This window comes from Pandoraea terrae, from assembly GCF_902459695.1.
GTDB classification, from domain to species: domain Bacteria; phylum Pseudomonadota; class Gammaproteobacteria; order Burkholderiales; family Burkholderiaceae; genus Pandoraea; species Pandoraea terrae.
In genome coordinates this window covers 39,521-55,329 of the sequence record NZ_CABPRZ010000003.1, presented here as the reverse complement: position 1 = coordinate 55,329, position 15,809 = coordinate 39,521, and the positions used below count along the sequence as shown (strand labels likewise).

Below are 15,809 nucleotides of genomic sequence, written 5' to 3'. Positions count from 1 at the left end.
GGGGCTGACATGCGTCGCGACACTTTCCAGACCCGGCGTTGCCAACCTCCCCGCAGCACGCGGCAGCGTGGCTCTGTCGTCCTCTTTTTCTTGTTGTTCCTGATCCCGCTGCTGATCTTCGGTGCCTTCGCGGTGGATCTGGCCAGACTCAGCGTAGCGCGCAACGAACTGCAAAACGCAGCGGACGCGGCAGCGTTGAAGGGCGCGGCCGCATTGTTGCCGCCCAGCACCAGCGGGCCGAACTGGGCGATTGCGCAAACCGTGACGAACACCGCTGTCGCGCTGAACGCGTCGGACGGACACCAACTCACGGTGGGGACTGTGCAGACCGGTTACTGGAATTTGACCGGCACGCCGTCGACACTGCAGGCGACGACGATTACGCCCGGTACCTACGACGCGCCTGCCGTCCAGGTGACAGTCACGCGTACGGCGAATCAGAACGGCGGGCCGATCGCGTTGCTGCTGGGCGGTCTGATGAATATTTTCAGCACGCCCGGTAGCGCCACGGCGGTGGCGGTCGCGGCGGCCCCCAACACCGTCAACGCGGATGGTTTGTTTCCGGTGGCGCTGGGCCAGTGCGTCTTCAATCTTTACTGGGACAGCAACGCCGACCAGCCACGCATCGACCCGTCGACGGGCAAGCCCTACGAAATCAACATCACCAACGGCCAGATGACCGGCGGCACCTGCGATGCCGGCCAGTGGACTTCGTTCCAGGTCGACGCGAACAATGTCCCGACGATCCGCAACCTGATCACCAACGGCAATCCGGCGCCGCTGTCGATTGGTGACAGCATCTGGCTCGAGCCCGGAGTGAAGAACACGCTTTACAGCTCGGTGCCGACCAACGTAACGGTGGTCATACCAGTGGTCAGCCAGATTACCGATTTGAAGACGTACGTACCGATCGTCGCCTTCGCAGCCTTTCACATCGACGGCTCCTACGGCGGCAGCAGCAAATACATCCAGGGCCATTTCGTCGGCGGTTTCAAGCTTCCCGTGCTCGCGACAGGCTTCGGACCCAACTACGGCGCCTACGTCGCGCCCCGGCTGGCGCTCTGAGGCTGCGACGTCTCCCCGGATTTGAGTAGCGCGGCGATTTAGAGTCCAATCACGTAGTCAGGAGATTGGACATAAAGAAGCGATTCACCGAAGAGCAAATCATCGGCTTCCTGCGGGACGCGGAGACCGGCATCCCGATCAAGAATTTGTATCCGCCGTTGGACAACTGGCCGAGACCGGGAGGCATCATCCCGACATCGGCTTCGGCTGGGGATGGGCTACGGTGTCCTGGCAGACGAAGAAGATCAAACGGCTGCACGAGAACGACTTCATCATGGCGGCCAAGACCAGCTCGCGGGCGGCCTGGCATCGTAGATGCCGTCGACTTCGGAATCCCGCCCCTGTGGTGCGATCACGCACTTTCCTGTACGCGAAGTTCAACGACGGAGCTTTCACTGAGGAAATTCCGAAATCACTTCCGCCCCCCCGCATTCCGCGACAGCGTAGCCTATACTTGAAAGTGCATAGAGACCTGCCCGTTCGCCACGTTTTCAACGTCGTACGCAGCAGGTCTTCCTATTTCCCATGGGCAAAGCGTGTGCCACAGACATGGCAATACGCGATAGTCTCCACGTTGAGATCATCAGCGAAACGTCCGTAGTTCACATGAGTTCAAGAAACGCGGCATCTGTACGGATAACGAACAGTCAAGCGACATTGCTCGACCGATGGTCGACCACACATCTCGCCAGCGTCCTGCTCTTCAGTCTCGGGAGTTCGATCGTCACGCCATTCTTCGGCATCTATGTCGCGAAGACGCTTGGCTATGGCATCGAATTTGCCGCACTTCTCATCACCCTCAAGGTCGTTGGCCAACGCGCGATGTCCGTGATCGGGGGCGTGCTGACTGACGTATCAGGGGCAAAGAGGACAGCGATATGCGGCGTTGCGATGCGATGCACGGCCTTCGCGGTCCTGTTACTCCCCCCGGAAAAGGCGCTTCTCATCGCCTCGGCCCTGCTGAACGGCTTCGGTTCCGCCATCTATCATCCGGCCCTGCGAAAGCTGATGTTCAGCCGATGCCATGCCTCGTCTTCATTGCTTTCCAGAGTGGTCAGCCTACGCAATGCATCGTTGAATCTCGGCGCCGCCGTAGGCCCGCTGCTGGGCGTGTGGATGGTGGAAAACAATTTTCACATCGCCTTTCAGATCATCGTCCTGATCTACTTGGCGAACCTGCTCTTGCTGATCATCGTCCGTGATGCCTCGTGCAAGGCGGGCGGCTGGGGTGCTCTTGCTTCGTGGAAACACCTCTTTACGCCCGGCTTCTGGAAAATACTGGCGCTGCAATTCGGGTTCTTTTGGCTGTACTCGCATTTCGAATTGTTGATCCCGATATTCCTCGACGGACAGCTTGGAAAACTGCACGTTACGCTCGCGTTCCTCACCAACACCGTGGTGGTCGTGCTGGTTCAAACCCTGGCATCGCGCAAGGTCAGCCTTGTACCGACATGGACGGGATTCCTCGGATTTGCGGGATTCTTCGCCACGTTCGGGTTCCTGAGTCGTTGGCATGACGCGCGCGACGATATTGCCATTCTCTCCATTTCGAGTGTTGTGCTCGGCATGCTATGCTTTTCGATCGGAGAGATCATCTTTGGCAATCGCCTGGACTACTTGATATCCATGCAGATAACACCCAACCTGACAGCCACTGCCTTCGGCATTGCCGCGCTGGTCGGCGGACTTTCCTTATCCGCCGCCAATGCCGTCAACGTAAAAATATTCGAAGCGTTCGGCGCTCCGGCCGTTTGGTCGGTGAACCTCGCGATGACGACAGCATTTCTCCTCATCTGTCTTATCTCCAGGAGGTGACAACCACACAGTCATGTCGGACTGCAAATAGTGTTTCCGAAAACGAGTACGCGCGCCTCCAATGGGATTGCCCCCATTTGTCGGAGCGTGCGGGCATCTGCCCCGCAGAGTCCTTGAAACGTCCACAAAGAGTGGATATTCTGGCCCCCGTCGCTGTCGAACCTTCCCCCCGACGTCGACCAGCGACGGCAACCGTCGAATAGAGGGAATATGGTTCTCGACAGTTCAATCAGAGGCGTAACCACTGAACAACGACGAAGTGCACTACGCCGCCTGCTTCAAGCGAAGCGTTGTCTGCGCGTAATTGAAGCGCACAGTCCCATTTCGGCACTGCTTGCCGAACGCATATGTTTCGATGGCGATGGGGAAACCGTTCAATACGATGCGTTCTGGTCGAGTTCTCTGACGGACTCCACGGTCCGCGGGATGCCCGACATCGAAGCCCTCGATATTCGGAGTCGGCTCCCCAACATCCACGAGATATTCGAAGTCACCACCAAGCCATTGATCATCGACGGCGATACCGGCGGTCAGCCGGAACATTTCGCGCTCAACGTCGCCGCGCTCGAACGGACCGGCGTCTCCGCCGTCATCGTCGAAGACAAGACGGGGCTGAAAAAGAACTCATTGCTTGGCACCAGCGCCGGTCAGCGGCAGGAGAGTATTACAGCGTTTTGCCACAAGCTCAGGATGGGGAAAGCTGCGCAGGTAACGGCTGACTTCATGATTTTCGCTCGAATCGAGAGCTTGATTTTGACGTCCGGACTGGGGGACGCCATCGAGCGAGCGTTGGCGTACATCGATGCCGGTGCAGACGGCATCATGATCCACAGCCGCCAGAAAAAGCCCGACGAAGTGATGGAATTCGCCGCTCGTTTGCAAGCGATCCACCCCGGTGTTCCGACCGTCTGCGTCCCAACCACCTACGGTCAAACCTATTTCAGTGAACTCGAGACGGCAGGCTTCAACATCGTCATTTACGCGAATCACCTGCTGCGTGCCGCCTACCCCGCAATGCAGACAGTCGCGCTGAATATCCTCAAGCACGGAAGAACGCTGGAGTCCGAGGAGAAATGCCTTCCGATCGACGAAATCCTGCAGCTTATCCCGGGAACAAAATAATGATCGACCCTGCGCGTTTTTTGTCGGTTCTGACCGACGCGGGCATTCACTTTGTCGCCGGGGTGCCTGATTCTTTGCTTCATTCCTTTTGTTCATGCCTCATCGATTCATTCCCTGCGCACAAGCACATCGTGGCATGCAGCGAAGGAGGCGCCGTCGGCCTTGCCATCGGCCACCACGTGGCCACGGGCGACGTTCCACTGGTGTACCTGCAAAACTCCGGCCTCGGCAACGTCGTGAATCCGATTGCGTCTCTTGCTGACAGCAATGTATTTCGCATTCCTATTATATTGATGATAGGTTGGCGATCCGAGGTTTGGGACGGCGATGTGCAGCGGGACGACGAGCCGCAGCATGTCAGGCAAGGTCTCATTACGCTGGGACAACTGAATCTCCTCAATATTCCGTATGAGGTTTTGGACGAGCACAGCGATGACTTCGAAGCGTCTGTAAGGAAACTCGTCGGTACGGCGCGGCGCACCGGAACGCCCGCGGCACTGGTGATTCGCAACGGTACGTTTGGCCCTTATCGGCGCAACGAGCCCCCCCCGCGAGCCAGGATTGATATCGCGGGAGGCTGTCATCGAACATTGTGTCGAAGCGATTCCGTCCAACGTTCCAGTGATCTGTACGACAGGGATGGCCGCGCGGGAGTTGTTCGAGATTCGTGACAGACGCCGGCACAGCCACGACCAGGACTTGCTGGTGGTGGGCGGCATGGGGCACGCATCACAAATCGCCCTCGGTATAGCGATCGTCCGCCCCGATCGCTGCGTGGTGTGTCTCGATGGCGATGGCGCACTGCTGATGCATATGGGCGGTATGACGCATTGCGCACGTGCCGATAACTTCGTGCACCTGGTCATTAACAATGGCGCTCATGACTCGGTCGGCGGTATGCCGACGGCGGCCTCGTCACTCGATCTTTCCCGTATTGCACTCGCTTGCGGGTACAGGCAGACGTATCGAGTTGAGGACGCAAAATTGCTAGACGCAGTGCTGGCAGGGATTTTTGAACGGCGCGGCAGCACGTTCGTCGAGATGGTCTGTCGTCCGGGGCATCGCGCCGATTTGGGGCGCCCCACGATATCTCCCTGCATGAACAAGATGCACTTCATGGAAGCCATGCAGTGCGCGACACCCTAGTGTGCGTGTGCGGAACAGGCGCGCAAACCAAGCGCATCCATATCCAACCTAATCAGGGGAAAAATCATGAGACACGTGGATTCGCTCAAAGCGATGCGACTGATGGGCATATCGTCGATGCTGCGCGATATCTCGCTCATCGCGGAGGACGTGGGCTCAGTCGAGCAGGAGATCGTCTCGGGCCGCTACCCTCTGGCCCCCGCAGCGCTACGGCCGTTGGATGTCGTTGACGTCTCCGGAAACGCCGCGAGAATTGGCGATGTCGTCGTATTTGAACCTGTCTCGCTGGGGACGTATCGCAGCATGGAGACGTTATGGGGCGGTCGCGCGCCACTCGCGCCCGGGGAGCGCTATCTCGGCGTGATATGTGAGCGAAGGTCGTCGAAACTTGTCACGGCGGCCCTTCCGGAACGGTTCCGGTTCGGCTCGGCTCCCCTGTCGCTGGTGGCCGAGGCGGGGGGGATCGGTTTCGCTACCGGCGTTGCGCAAGCGGACGCTCCGCACAATGGCGGATCGGGGATCGGCACGGTGCGCATCATCGGCGGTCTGTTCGATCCGGAGTCCGGCCGAATGATAAATATGCTGGACGCCCCGCTTCTCCCTTGTGCAGACGAGTCGCACGATGCGCCGTCGATCCTCGTGGTCGGGACCGGAACTGATGTCGGCAAGACGACGCTGGCGACAGCGTTGCTCTCCGCGTTGTCCGGCGCCATGCCATGCGCAGCGCTCAAAGCTTCCGGAACGGGCTGGTGGGAGGACTCGGAACTGCATATCCGCGGCGGAGCGACCAGAGCTCTCAACTTTACCGCGGTCGGATTACCCACGACATACGGCATTGAAGCGGAGGTCTATCGAGACAGACTGCGGCATTTGAATCGCCGCGTCCGTGCGGCGGAGCCGTTACCTCCCTCCCTCATACCGCCTGCGCTACGGCGCAACGAATGCCCCCGACCGGAAGCCGTCATCGTCGAGCACGGCGGAGATTTGATTGAAGCCGGGGTGCCGACCTATCTTTCCGACCCGGCACTGATGACCGGCGTCGAGGCCATTGTGATCTGCTCGGAGAGCGCGGTGTCGTTATTTGGCGCGATCGAGCGATTGCTCGGATGTTTACGGCTCAGCGGCGCCTCGCCGAGGCTCTTTGCGTCCGCCCCCTTGATCAACGTCGATGGTTTCGTGCGGCGCGTCCTGGCTGAACCCATGGGGCACCTCCTGTCCGGCATTGTGGATGTTGCAAAGCCCGCATATCAGTGTGAAGAGGACTGGCGTCTGAACTATTCAGTCCATCACCGGCACATCCTTTCGGTTCCCGAACTTATTATGGAATTACCTCTCGGTTGCGAGAAAATTTCGTCAGCGGATTCGAATTTAGTGTGCAAGGAAGCGCAAGGTATTCCGCTGGCGTAGACGACAACAGGAAATCGACATGAAGCACATTACGCTGGTCGACGGCAACAGGCAGGTGGCTGCGGCAATGAGCAGCGCACTCGCGGCTGGCCATCGAGTCACATTTTTTAAGTCGCGCACCTTTCGGATGTACGCCGAAGATGAACGGTACCGCGAGCTTGCCTCACGGCTTCACCGCGTCGTCGAATTGGAGAGCACAACGGACCCGGAATTGGTCCTCTTGGCGATGAGGCAAATCCACGATGAGACGCCGATTGACGGAATTCTGGGCCTGCTCGACTATGCGATAGGTCCCGCCGCTTATGCCGCCGAGGTCCTTGGAATTCCGTTTACCTCCCGGGCCGGCATCGCCAACGCACGAAACAAGGCACGTTGCAGAGCTTGTCTCGACGCCGCCGGCGCGCCTTCCGCGCGATATGCCCACGTTTTCGACGAAGGTAGCGCGCTGGCTGCCGCCGATGCCATCGGTTACCCGGTGGTACTAAAGCCGGTATCGGGAGCGAGCAGCCTATTGGCTGCGATCGTTTCGACGCCTGCTGAATTCTCCCGCGCGTGGCAAGAGGCTGCTGAGAAATTTTTGTCGCTGCCGCAGAGCATTCAGTCGGTTTTGAGCGCCGGATTTCTCGTCGAAGAGAAGTTGCTGGGGCCGATGGTTTCAGTGGAAATTGGCGTGCGCGATGGTGAACGTTCGGTGTTCATGGTATCGAGCCGCCGACGAAGCCGCACCATCGAGACCGAAGAGCTGGGCATATCGATGCCGGCAAGTCTCTCGCCCGACGAGTGGGACGCCTGCGTCTCATATGCGAGCCGGGTGCTCGATGCCCTTGGATTAGACTTCGGCGTGTTCCATCTGGAGTTGATCATCACAGCGCAGGGACCGCGCCTGGTGGAGGTCAATCCCCGATTGATGGGCGGCAGCATGCCCGATCTTTATGCCAATCTCACAGGCGTCAATATTTTCGAAACGCTCCTGAGCTTCTACTTGCGGGAGCCGTTCAGCGTTCCCGATCCACGAGCACACGGGGGCATTGCGTCGATGCGGATTCAAAACGGCGACGCCGGCATGCTGATGCGATCGCCCGATCTGACGTGGTTGGACGAGTATCGAGACCACATCGTCACCCTGAATCTCGATTTCCCCAGAACTTATCCCGCCACCGTCATGGCGAATGCCATTCTCGGTAGATTTCAGGTCCGGCACATGGCGACAGGCCGCGCCGACACCTTGGCAAGCGAGATAGCGGAACGTTTTGGAACATCGCTCGGCATCCGGTTGAAACATTGAGACCACCTGCGGCGGCTTCATCGGTACCGAGTACCTTTCGGAGCGTCCAGGACTAGGCGAACGACGGTCCGAACCGCGTGGCGATATGTTCTGTCGAGTCAAACAACTCCCGCAGTACCGGACTTTCGCAAGTCGGCTGCACGTACAAATAAAACGCGACTTCGGGCAAGCGCGGCAAGCCATCCGCTTCACTCAGTACGCGCATGTTGGCATCCAGCAATTCGGTAGTGCGCGCCGTCACGCCCAAGCCGGCGCTGATCGCTGCCTTGATGCCGACCAGCGTTGCCGACATGTAGCTCGTGCGCCAAGGGATGTGATTCGCATCGAGCCGCGCGATCGACAACTGCCGAAACAGGCTGATCTCGTCGGCCATGACCAGCGGCACCGGCAAGGCCGCGTTAAACACGAAATCCTCTGCGCAAATCCACACCATCGGCGACGTCCGCAGCTTGATGCCCGGAAACGCGTCGTCATAACGCGTGGAAATCGCCATGTCGAGCGCGTTCTCGCGCAGCGCATCCATCAGGTGCGGGCTGCGGCCAACGTCGATTTCCATCTGCAGGTCTGGCGATAGCTTCGAGAGACGACGCAGCAGGTTCGGCAAAATCGACTGCGCCACGTCATGCGGCGAGCCGACGCGAATCTTCTCCGCCGGGCCGCCGGAATGCGTCACCTGCACGGCCTGATCGTTGAGCGCGAGGATTTTGTGTGCGTAGGCCACCAGCCGCACGCCGTCCGACGTCATCGCCTTGTGGCGCCCGCGCTTCTCAAACAAGGCGCACCCCATTTCCTGCTCAAGCCGCTGCATCTGCTGCGTGATGGCCGACTGGGTCCGGCCTACCCGCGCAGCTGCCGCGGCAAACGTTTCGTGCTGGGCAATCGCAACGAAAGTCCGCAGCAGATCAATGTCGAGATTTCGCATGGTCGAACTCGATAGTTCAGCAACATTGAAGTATTTAAGATAAAAATTAAATTGTGCCGCCCGATTTTGGCCGATAACCTGCATAACACTCAAGCAATATTTAAGCGATCGGCACGGGTAGCCCTGGTACGACGCGCAGCAGCGCGCGTGTCCCGGGCCACCGGATCCATTTACCCAGGAGACATTCGACCATGCGGCATTGGACTTTCGGCGTATTCACGTTGGCACTTTTGACTTGCGCACACGCAGCAAACGCCGACGAACTCGCAGATATCAAAGCGCGCGGCACACTCATTTGCGGCACGCAAAACGCCAGTGAACCGTATGCGTTTCCTGACACCAAAACGCGCCAGATCGTCGGCTTCGACGTCGACGTGTGCAACGCGCTGGCCAAGGGCCTCGGCGTCAAGTTGCAGCATCGCGCCCTCTCCACGGAAGCGCGCATCCCTGAGTTGAAGACACGCCGCGTCGATGTGCTGGCTGCCGCCGTCGCCTGGATGCCAGCGCGCGCCGCACAGGTGGACTTCAGCAATCAGTATTTCGTGGCGCCGATTCGCGTGCTGGTGCGTGCCGACTCTCCGGTGAAGTCGCTGGCCGACCTCAGCGGAAAGAAAATTTCGGCATCGGAGGGCTCCAGTTCTTCGGCCGTGGCCGTCACTCGCTTGCCGAACTCGAACTTGCTCACGTTCCATGACATTTCCTCAGCGTATCTCGCGCTGCAACAGGGCAAGGTGGAGGGCCTCGTGGCAGGCCAACTGATTCTGGCGCGCTTTGCCGCCGAAGCCGCGCAAAAAGGCGGCGAACAGTACCGGCTGCTGAACGAGCCCGTTTATGAAGAGCGTTGGGGCGTGGCGATGAACCGGAACGAGCCGGCGCTGAAGGCCGCCGTGAACCAGATCCTTGCCGACTACGAGAAGTCAAACGGCCTGCAGACCAGCTTCGACAAATGGCTCGGCGCACAGTCCGTCTACAAGTTCACGCGCGACTACAAGGTCGAACCGATCCGCATCAACTGAGCGGCGGCATGGCGGCATGACCCACCGCGCCATGCGCGGGAGTCGTGCCGGGTAACAATCCTCTTTGCCCTTCCCTACGATGTTCGACCTTTCGTTTCTGCTCGAAGACGGCTACCTCGGCCTGTTTCGGGACGGTTTGCTGACGACACTGCGGCTGTTCGTCGTTTCCGGCGTGCTCGCGCTGGTGATCGGCGTGACCCTCGCCACCTTGCGCGCCATGCCGGTACGCCTATGCAAGGCTTTCGTCGTACTCGTCGTCGAATACCACCGCAACGTGCCGGTGCTCGTGCAAATCCTCGTCTGGTACTTCGGCGTGCCGCAACTGCTGTCCGAAGGTTTGAAGACGTGGATCAACGCCGGCAATACCGAGTTCATCTTCGCCGTGATTGCCCTGGCGATGAATTCCGGTGCGTTCATCTCCGAAGACCTGCGCTCGGGCTTGCGCGCGATCCCCCGCACCCAGGAGGAAGCCGCGTGGTCGATCGGCCTGACCTACCTGCAAGGGTTTCGCTACGTGATCCTGCCGCAGGGCATTCGCGTCGCCATGCCGGCGCTGCTTAACCAAACCTTGCTGTTGTTCAAGAACAGCAGTCTCGCGATGGCGATCGGCGTGCACGAACTGCTATATCGCACCAAGCAGATCGACAACGCGACGTTCCGTACCTTCGATGTGTTCCTCGTGGCCACGGTGCTGTATCTGGCCGGGACGCTGGCGTTGATGGCACTGTCCGAACATTACGCCAAGCGCCAGGCGGCGGCCGCAGGGGTCTGAGCGATGCTGGAAATTCTTCACGATTACCTCCCGCTCTTCCTTGTTGGCGCCTACCCCGAAGGCCCGCTCGGCGGCGTGGCGATCACCTTGATCCTGTCCGTGCTGGGCTTGGTCGCGTCATTTCCGCTCGCGATCCTGATCGCGCTGGCACAGGTCTCGCCCTGGCGCTCGATGCGCGCTGCCGCAGGCGTGTGGACCCGTCTGGTGCGTGGCATTCCGTTGTTGATGATCATCTTCTGGGCATATTTCTGCGTGCCTCTCGTGGTCGGCGCGGAGGTCTCCGGTTTCACCACGGCGGTCTGCGCGATCATCGTGTACGAAAGCGCGTTTCTCGCGCAGATCGTCCGCGCCGGCCTGCAGGGGCTGCCGCGCGGGCAAATGGAAGCAGCACGCTCCAACGGTCTGTCGTGGCTGCAGAGCATGCGCTACGTTCAACTGCCGCAAGCGCTTGCCCATATGCTGCCATCCATCGTCAACCAGTTCGTCTCGATCATCAAGGCGACCTCACTCGCCTACGTCATCGGCGTGCCCGAACTGACCTACTCGGCCGCTCAGGTCAACACCATCACGCTGACCAAGCCGTTGCAAACGTTTCTGGTGCTGGCCGCCTTCTATTTTGTCCTGTGTTTCACCATCTCGCGTCTCGCCGGGGTGCTGGAGCGCCGGATTGCACGACAACGCGCCGGGCTCGCATAAGCGCCCGGAGGGAGACCTTCATGCTTTCTTTCGAAAAAGTCCATAAGCGCTACGGCGAGGTCGAAGTGCTGGGGGGCATCGACGCGCACATCGGCCGCGGCGAAGTCGTGGTCGTCTGCGGGCCGTCGGGCTCGGGGAAATCGACCCTGATCCGGACCGTCACGCGGCTCGAAGCCATCCAGAGCGGCCGTATCCTGTTCGAAGGCCGCGACGTCAATGCGCGCGACGTTCGCGTCAACCAGTTGCGTGCGCGCATCGGCTTCGTGTTCCAGAGCTTCAATTTGTTCCAGAACCTCTCGGTGCGGCAGAACCTGACGCTCGGGCCCACCAAGGTACTCGGCATGTCGCGCGACGCAGCCATCGCGCAAGCGGAAATGCTGTTGGCGAAAGTGGGCCTCGCCCACAAGATCGATGCCATGCCGGCCAATCTGTCTGGCGGACAGCAGCAGCGCGTAGCGATTGCGCGGGCACTCGCGATGAAACCGCCGCTCATGCTGTTTGACGAGCCAACGAGCGCGCTCGACCCCGAGATGGTGTCCGAAGTACTTCAGGTCATGCGCGGGCTCGCCGAGGAAGGCATGACCATGGTGATCGTCACCCATGAGATGGGCTTTGCCCGCGACGTGTCCAGCCGCGTCTGGTTCATGGACCAGGGGCAGTTGCTGGAAGATGCGCCGCCGGAGCAGTTCTTCGACCGACCGGCGCATGCGCGCGCGCAACGCTTTCTTCAGGATGTGGTACGCCCGGGGGTTCGCGACTGCGCCGTTGCCGCCTGAGCCGCACGCGCGCCGCCCGTATCCGCCTTTTTGCATTCAACAACGAGAGACACTGTCATGCCACTGCCGCAAGAACGCCAATCCGCCGTCCACGAAGCCATCGCGCAGATGAAGTCTGCCCTTGCACCGCAAGGCGAGACGCGCGAAGCGCTCGACACCGTGCTGGGCGCACTCAAGCGACTTGCCGCGCGCCCTGAACTCTGGAGCGAAGGCGAGTTCCCGCCGCCTGCCGACGGCGAGCTGCAAGCCCGTTACCTGATTCAGGAAGATGCCGACAAGACTTATGCGCTGTACCTGAACGTCATGCGTCCCGGCAAGAAGATCACGCCGCACAACCACACCACGTGGGCCTGCATCGCGGCGGTCGATGGCACCGAGTACAACTACGTCTACCGCCGCACCGACGACGGCGCCACGCCCGGGCTCGGCACGCTGGAAGTGACCGACACCGTGGTCGTCGGTCCGGGCCAGGGCATTGCCCTCGCGTCCGACGACATTCACGCGGTCGAGATCCAGGGCGACGCGCCAATTCGGCATCTGCACATGTATGGCCGCGCGCTTGAGACGCTCACCGAGCGGATCACGTTCGATCTCGCGACCGGCCGCTATCAAGTCATGGACATCGGCGTGAAGACGCGCCGCTGATTGACCGGCCGCCGCGCGCGGCCCAAGCATCGCCCTGTCCGGCGGCGGGCCCGCCCGATCACGCCGCGTGTTGCGCACGCGGTGTGGCCACGCTCATCTCTTCGAAGCGACATCACACTCGTCATGACATCGTTTGTCACTGCAAAAAACCTCAAGGCGTGGCTGCACGACGGCGCCGAAATTGCATTGTTCGACGTGCGCGAGCACGGCCAGTACGGCGAAGCGCACCTCTTCTATGGCGTGCCGCTGCCATATAGCCGGCTCGAGATCGACATACCGCGCGTCGCGCCGCGAAAAACCGTGCGGCTCGTCGTCTATGACACGGACGCCACCGTCGCCGTACGGGCAGCGGACCGGCTGACACGCATGGGCTACACCGCCGTGCACGTACTCGAAGGCGGCACGCAAGCCTGGACCCAAGCCGGCCTTGCGCTGTTCGCCGGCGTCAACGTGCCGTCGAAAACGTTCGGCGAACTTGTCGAGTTGCAATACCACACGCCGCGCGTGACGGCGCGCCAGTTGGCCGAGATGCAAGCGAACGGCAGCAAGGTCGTGGTGGTCGACGGACGCCCCTTCAGTGAATATCTGAAGATGACGATTCCGGGATCGATATGCTGCCCCAACGGCGAACTCGGCTATCGCATCGACACGCTCGCGCCCGACGCTGACACGACCATCGTGGTCAATTGCGCGGGGCGCACCCGCAGCATCATTGGCGCGCAAACGCTGATCAATCTGGGCGTGCCCAATCGGGTGATGGCACTGGAGAACGGCACCCAAGGGTGGTTCCTCGAAGACTTCGCGCTGGAGCACGGCAGCACGCGCCGCTATGGCGCGACGATTGCAGACGACACCCTGCCCGCACGCCGCGCCGCAAGCGCGCGTCTTGCGGCTCGGGCAGCGGTGCCAACGGTGGATGCGGCCACGCTTGCCAGCTGGGCATCCGAAGGCATGCGCAGCGTGTTTCTCTGCGACGTTCGCACGCCGGAGGAATTTGCCATGGGCAGCCTGCCGGGGGCGCAGCATACGCCAGGCGGTCAACTGATCCAGGCGACCGACCAGTATGTGGGCGTGCGCCATGCGCGTCTCGTGCTGTTCGACAGCGACGGCATCCGCGCGCCGATCGTTGCCAGCTGGCTGCGCCAGCTCGGCCACGACGCCCATGTGCTGCAGAACGGCCTCGCCAGCGGTGCGTCGGTGCCGCCGCTCATCCCTGCGGCCCTGCCGGCGCTCGCAGCGGTCACTGCGCAACAGCTGGCCGACGGTATCAAAGCAGGCGCAATGCGCGTCCTCGACGTGCGTTCCAGCATGGCCTACCGGCACGCGCATCTCCCTGGCGCGGCATGGGGCGTTCGTCCGCGTCTCCCGGCAATCGCCGCATCGTTCGGGGACGCTCACGTCGTCATCATCGCCGATGAACCGCGCATGGCCGATCTCGCGGCCACCGAGTGGGAAAACCGCGGCACGGTGTCGGTGCTGGCCGGCGGTATCAAAGCATGGCGCGACGCCGGTTTGCCCGTCGAGGCGACGCCGGACTTGCCTGCCGACGCCGATTGCATCGATTATCTGTTCTTCGTGCATGACCGCCACGACGGCAACAAGGCGGCCGCGCGCCAATACCTCGCCTGGGAAACCGGGCTGCTGGCACAACTCGATAGGCAGGAGCGCGACGCCTTCAAGGTCGGCCTCAAGGAATCACAGTCATGAGCAACGCACCTCTCGACGCGAACACCCCCGACCCGCTTCCGGCGCCTGCCGCTCGCCGTTTGCGCGAAGCCACGCGGCTGGTGAAGGGCGGCACGTCGCCGCAGTTTGAGGGCGGCCGTGCCGTCAATCCGGCGGTCGTGCGCGCATCGACCGTCCTGTTCGATTCGATGGGAGCGATGGATGACGCGCGGCGCCGACGCGGTACCGAACGCCTGTTCACGTACGGTGCGCGCGGCAACCCGACCGGGTATGCTCTCGAAGACGTTGTGGCTGCCCTGGAAGGCGGATATCGCACGCGCCTTTTCCCGACCGGACTCGCCGCGATCTCGATGGTTTTCATGACGTACCTGAAGCCCGGCGATCAGGTATTGATTGCCGATTGCGTGTACCAGCCGGTGCGTCATTTCGCCAGCACGTTCATGCGTCAGTTCGGTATCGAGCCAGTCTTCTTCAAGGCGGATGGCATCGATCTCGAAGGAAAGCTCACGCCTGCCACGAAGATGGTCTACGTGGAGTGCCCGGGTTCGCTTGTCTACGAACTCTGCGATTTGCCGCGCGTGGCCGAAATGGCGCACGCGCGCGGTGCGATGCTTGTGGCCGACAATACATGGGGCTCGGGTCTGCAATATCGTCCGTTGGCGCTGGGCGCGGATGTGTCCGTGATGGCGGCGACGAAGTACCTGAGCGGCCATTCCGATGTGATGATGGGCACCGTGACGACGACGCGCGAAGCCTGGCAGCCGCTGGCGACAATGAGCGATGCCCAGGGCACGGCGGTGAGTCCCGACGACGCGTATCTGGTGTTGCGCGGCACGCGCACGCTCGCTGCGCGTCTGGCGGTACACGAGCGGCACGCGCTGAAGGTGGTGGATTGGTTGTCGGCGCATGATGCTGTCGCACGTGTGTTTTGTCCTGCACTGCCGACGCATCCCGGTCATGCGTTATGGCAACGCGATTGCCGCGGCACAAACGGACTGGTGTCGTTCGAATTCCGCTCGGCTTCGGCCGAGGTGGCCACGCGCTTTGTCGATGCGCTGACGCTGTTCGGAATCGGCGCTTCGTGGGGCGGATTCGAGAGTCTCGCGACGGTGTCGAAAGTCGCCGGCACACGCACGCAGACCGATTGGTCGGGCGCTGGCCCCATCGTACGGCTGCACATCGGCCTCGAAGATCCGGATGATTTGATCGAGGATATGGCTCAGGCGTTTATGCGTGCCATGCTTTGAATTCCGTATCGGCATCGCCCGACTGCGGACACCGTTGGGCGGCATGAGTACCGACGCCTTCGAGGGCGTCTCGGTGTGAGGCTGGCAAGTGTCTCAAGTCCGGCATCAGCCCAACCACAACAAACAATCCCTTGAGAAATCAAGGGCTTGTTTGCTTCCTGATCCCGCCAAAAACGCCGTCTGCTAAAGCGCTCCACCACGCGCCAGAC

Annotated in this window: 16 protein-coding genes; 15 read left to right on the top strand and 1 reads right to left on the bottom strand. The window is 61.1% G+C overall.

Features of this window, described 5'->3' with window-relative positions:
• The first annotated feature begins 9 nt into the window (after nt 1–9).
• From PTE30175_RS04150 to PTE30175_RS04120, 8 genes are all read left to right on the top strand, one after another.
• Nucleotides 10–1,065, top strand: a complete 1,056-nt coding sequence (locus PTE30175_RS04150; protein ID WP_150695803.1) for a pilus assembly protein TadG-related protein — start codon at nt 10–12, stop codon at nt 1,063–1,065.
• A 166-nt stretch (nt 1,066–1,231) separates the two neighbouring features.
• A complete protein-coding gene (locus PTE30175_RS28515) occupies nt 1,232–1,666 on the top strand; it encodes a 4a-hydroxytetrahydrobiopterin dehydratase (RefSeq protein ID WP_338044405.1) in 435 nt (144 codons plus the stop codon).
• A 5-nt stretch (nt 1,667–1,671) separates the two neighbouring features.
• The gene (locus PTE30175_RS04140) at nt 1,672–2,880 is read left to right on the top strand and encodes an MFS transporter (RefSeq protein WP_191628825.1); all 1,209 of its coding nucleotides are present in this window, start codon (nt 1,672–1,674) and stop codon (nt 2,878–2,880) included.
• A 210-nt stretch (nt 2,881–3,090) separates the two neighbouring features.
• Nucleotides 3,091–4,002 carry a phosphoenolpyruvate mutase gene (aepX, locus tag PTE30175_RS04135; protein WP_150695801.1) on the top strand — a complete coding sequence of 304 codons (912 nt, stop codon included), beginning with the start codon at nt 3,091–3,093 and terminating at the stop codon, nt 4,000–4,002.
• Entirely contained in the window at nt 4,002–4,673 is a 672-nt protein-coding gene (locus PTE30175_RS28510) for a thiamine pyrophosphate-binding protein (RefSeq protein WP_224788594.1), read from the top strand. The genes aepX and PTE30175_RS28510 overlap by 1 nt, the downstream gene beginning before the upstream one ends.
• Entirely contained in the window at nt 4,657–5,148 is a 492-nt protein-coding gene (locus tag PTE30175_RS28505) for a thiamine pyrophosphate-dependent enzyme (protein ID WP_263596275.1), read from the top strand. The genes PTE30175_RS28510 and PTE30175_RS28505 overlap by 17 nt, the downstream gene beginning before the upstream one ends.
• Nucleotides 5,149–5,214: 66 nt before the next feature.
• Entirely contained in the window at nt 5,215–6,555 is a 1,341-nt protein-coding gene (locus tag PTE30175_RS04125; RefSeq protein WP_150695800.1) for a P-loop NTPase family protein, read from the top strand.
• Nucleotides 6,556–6,574: 19 nt separating this feature from the next.
• Nucleotides 6,575–7,840 carry an ATP-grasp domain-containing protein gene (locus PTE30175_RS04120; protein WP_150695799.1) on the top strand — a complete coding sequence of 422 codons (1,266 nt, stop codon included), beginning with the start codon at nt 6,575–6,577 and terminating at the stop codon, nt 7,838–7,840.
• A gap of 52 nt (nt 7,841–7,892) precedes the next feature.
• Here the strand turns inward: PTE30175_RS04120 and PTE30175_RS04115 are convergent, their stop codons facing one another.
• Nucleotides 7,893–8,762, bottom strand: a complete 870-nt coding sequence (locus PTE30175_RS04115; RefSeq protein WP_150695798.1) for a LysR substrate-binding domain-containing protein — start codon at nt 8,760–8,762, stop codon at nt 7,893–7,895.
• 191 nt (nt 8,763–8,953) lie between these two features.
• On the opposite strand from PTE30175_RS04115, the gene PTE30175_RS04110 reads away from it, so the two are divergent.
• From PTE30175_RS04110 to metC, 7 genes are all read left to right on the top strand, one after another.
• Entirely contained in the window at nt 8,954–9,778 is an 825-nt protein-coding gene (locus PTE30175_RS04110; protein ID WP_150695797.1) for a transporter substrate-binding domain-containing protein, read from the top strand.
• 79 nt (nt 9,779–9,857) lie between these two features.
• Entirely contained in the window at nt 9,858–10,550 is a 693-nt protein-coding gene (locus PTE30175_RS28155) for an amino acid ABC transporter permease (protein WP_191628823.1), read from the top strand.
• Between the two features lie 3 nt (nt 10,551–10,553).
• The gene (locus tag PTE30175_RS28150; protein ID WP_191628821.1) at nt 10,554–11,246 is read left to right on the top strand and encodes an amino acid ABC transporter permease; all 693 of its coding nucleotides are present in this window, start codon (nt 10,554–10,556) and stop codon (nt 11,244–11,246) included.
• 20 nt (nt 11,247–11,266) lie between these two features.
• A complete protein-coding gene (locus tag PTE30175_RS04100; RefSeq protein WP_150695796.1) occupies nt 11,267–12,022 on the top strand; it encodes an amino acid ABC transporter ATP-binding protein in 756 nt (251 codons plus the stop codon).
• A gap of 57 nt (nt 12,023–12,079) precedes the next feature.
• On the top strand, nt 12,080–12,667 hold the full coding sequence (locus PTE30175_RS04095; RefSeq protein ID WP_150695795.1) for a cysteine dioxygenase family protein: 588 nt from the start codon (nt 12,080–12,082) through the stop codon (nt 12,665–12,667).
• Between the two features lie 123 nt (nt 12,668–12,790).
• Nucleotides 12,791–14,374, top strand: a complete 1,584-nt coding sequence (locus tag PTE30175_RS04090) for a rhodanese-like domain-containing protein (protein ID WP_150695794.1) — start codon at nt 12,791–12,793, stop codon at nt 14,372–14,374.
• Nucleotides 14,371–15,600: a cystathionine beta-lyase gene (metC, locus tag PTE30175_RS04085; protein WP_150695793.1), complete on the top strand. Its 1,230-nt coding sequence runs from the start codon at nt 14,371–14,373 to the stop codon at nt 15,598–15,600. Before PTE30175_RS04090 ends, metC begins: the two co-directional genes overlap by 4 nt.
• The last annotated feature ends 209 nt before the right edge of the window (nt 15,601–15,809 follow it).

What these genes read in the sequence shown, in the direction of transcription:
- PTE30175_RS04150 (WP_150695803.1), top strand. Translation starts at nt 10, where the DNA reads ATGCGTCGCGACACTTTCCAGACCCGGCGTTGCCAACCTCCCCGCAGC.
- PTE30175_RS04140 (WP_191628825.1), top strand. Translation starts at nt 1,672, where the DNA reads ATGAGTTCAAGAAACGCGGCATCTGTACGGATAACGAACAGTCAAGCG.
- aepX (WP_150695801.1), top strand. Translation starts at nt 3,091, where the DNA reads ATGGTTCTCGACAGTTCAATCAGAGGCGTAACCACTGAACAACGACGA.
- PTE30175_RS28510 (WP_224788594.1), top strand. Translation starts at nt 4,002, where the DNA reads ATGATCGACCCTGCGCGTTTTTTGTCGGTTCTGACCGACGCGGGCATT.
- PTE30175_RS04125 (WP_150695800.1), top strand. Translation starts at nt 5,215, where the DNA reads ATGAGACACGTGGATTCGCTCAAAGCGATGCGACTGATGGGCATATCG.
- PTE30175_RS04120 (WP_150695799.1), top strand. Translation starts at nt 6,575, where the DNA reads ATGAAGCACATTACGCTGGTCGACGGCAACAGGCAGGTGGCTGCGGCA.
- PTE30175_RS04115 (WP_150695798.1), bottom strand. Translation starts at nt 8,762, where the DNA reads ATGCGAAATCTCGACATTGATCTGCTGCGGACTTTCGTTGCGATTGCC.
- PTE30175_RS04110 (WP_150695797.1), top strand. Translation starts at nt 8,954, where the DNA reads ATGCGGCATTGGACTTTCGGCGTATTCACGTTGGCACTTTTGACTTGC.
- PTE30175_RS28155 (WP_191628823.1), top strand. Translation starts at nt 9,858, where the DNA reads ATGTTCGACCTTTCGTTTCTGCTCGAAGACGGCTACCTCGGCCTGTTT.
- PTE30175_RS28150 (WP_191628821.1), top strand. Translation starts at nt 10,554, where the DNA reads ATGCTGGAAATTCTTCACGATTACCTCCCGCTCTTCCTTGTTGGCGCC.
- PTE30175_RS04100 (WP_150695796.1), top strand. Translation starts at nt 11,267, where the DNA reads ATGCTTTCTTTCGAAAAAGTCCATAAGCGCTACGGCGAGGTCGAAGTG.
- PTE30175_RS04095 (WP_150695795.1), top strand. Translation starts at nt 12,080, where the DNA reads ATGCCACTGCCGCAAGAACGCCAATCCGCCGTCCACGAAGCCATCGCG.
- PTE30175_RS04090 (WP_150695794.1), top strand. Translation starts at nt 12,791, where the DNA reads ATGACATCGTTTGTCACTGCAAAAAACCTCAAGGCGTGGCTGCACGAC.
- metC (WP_150695793.1), top strand. Translation starts at nt 14,371, where the DNA reads ATGAGCAACGCACCTCTCGACGCGAACACCCCCGACCCGCTTCCGGCG.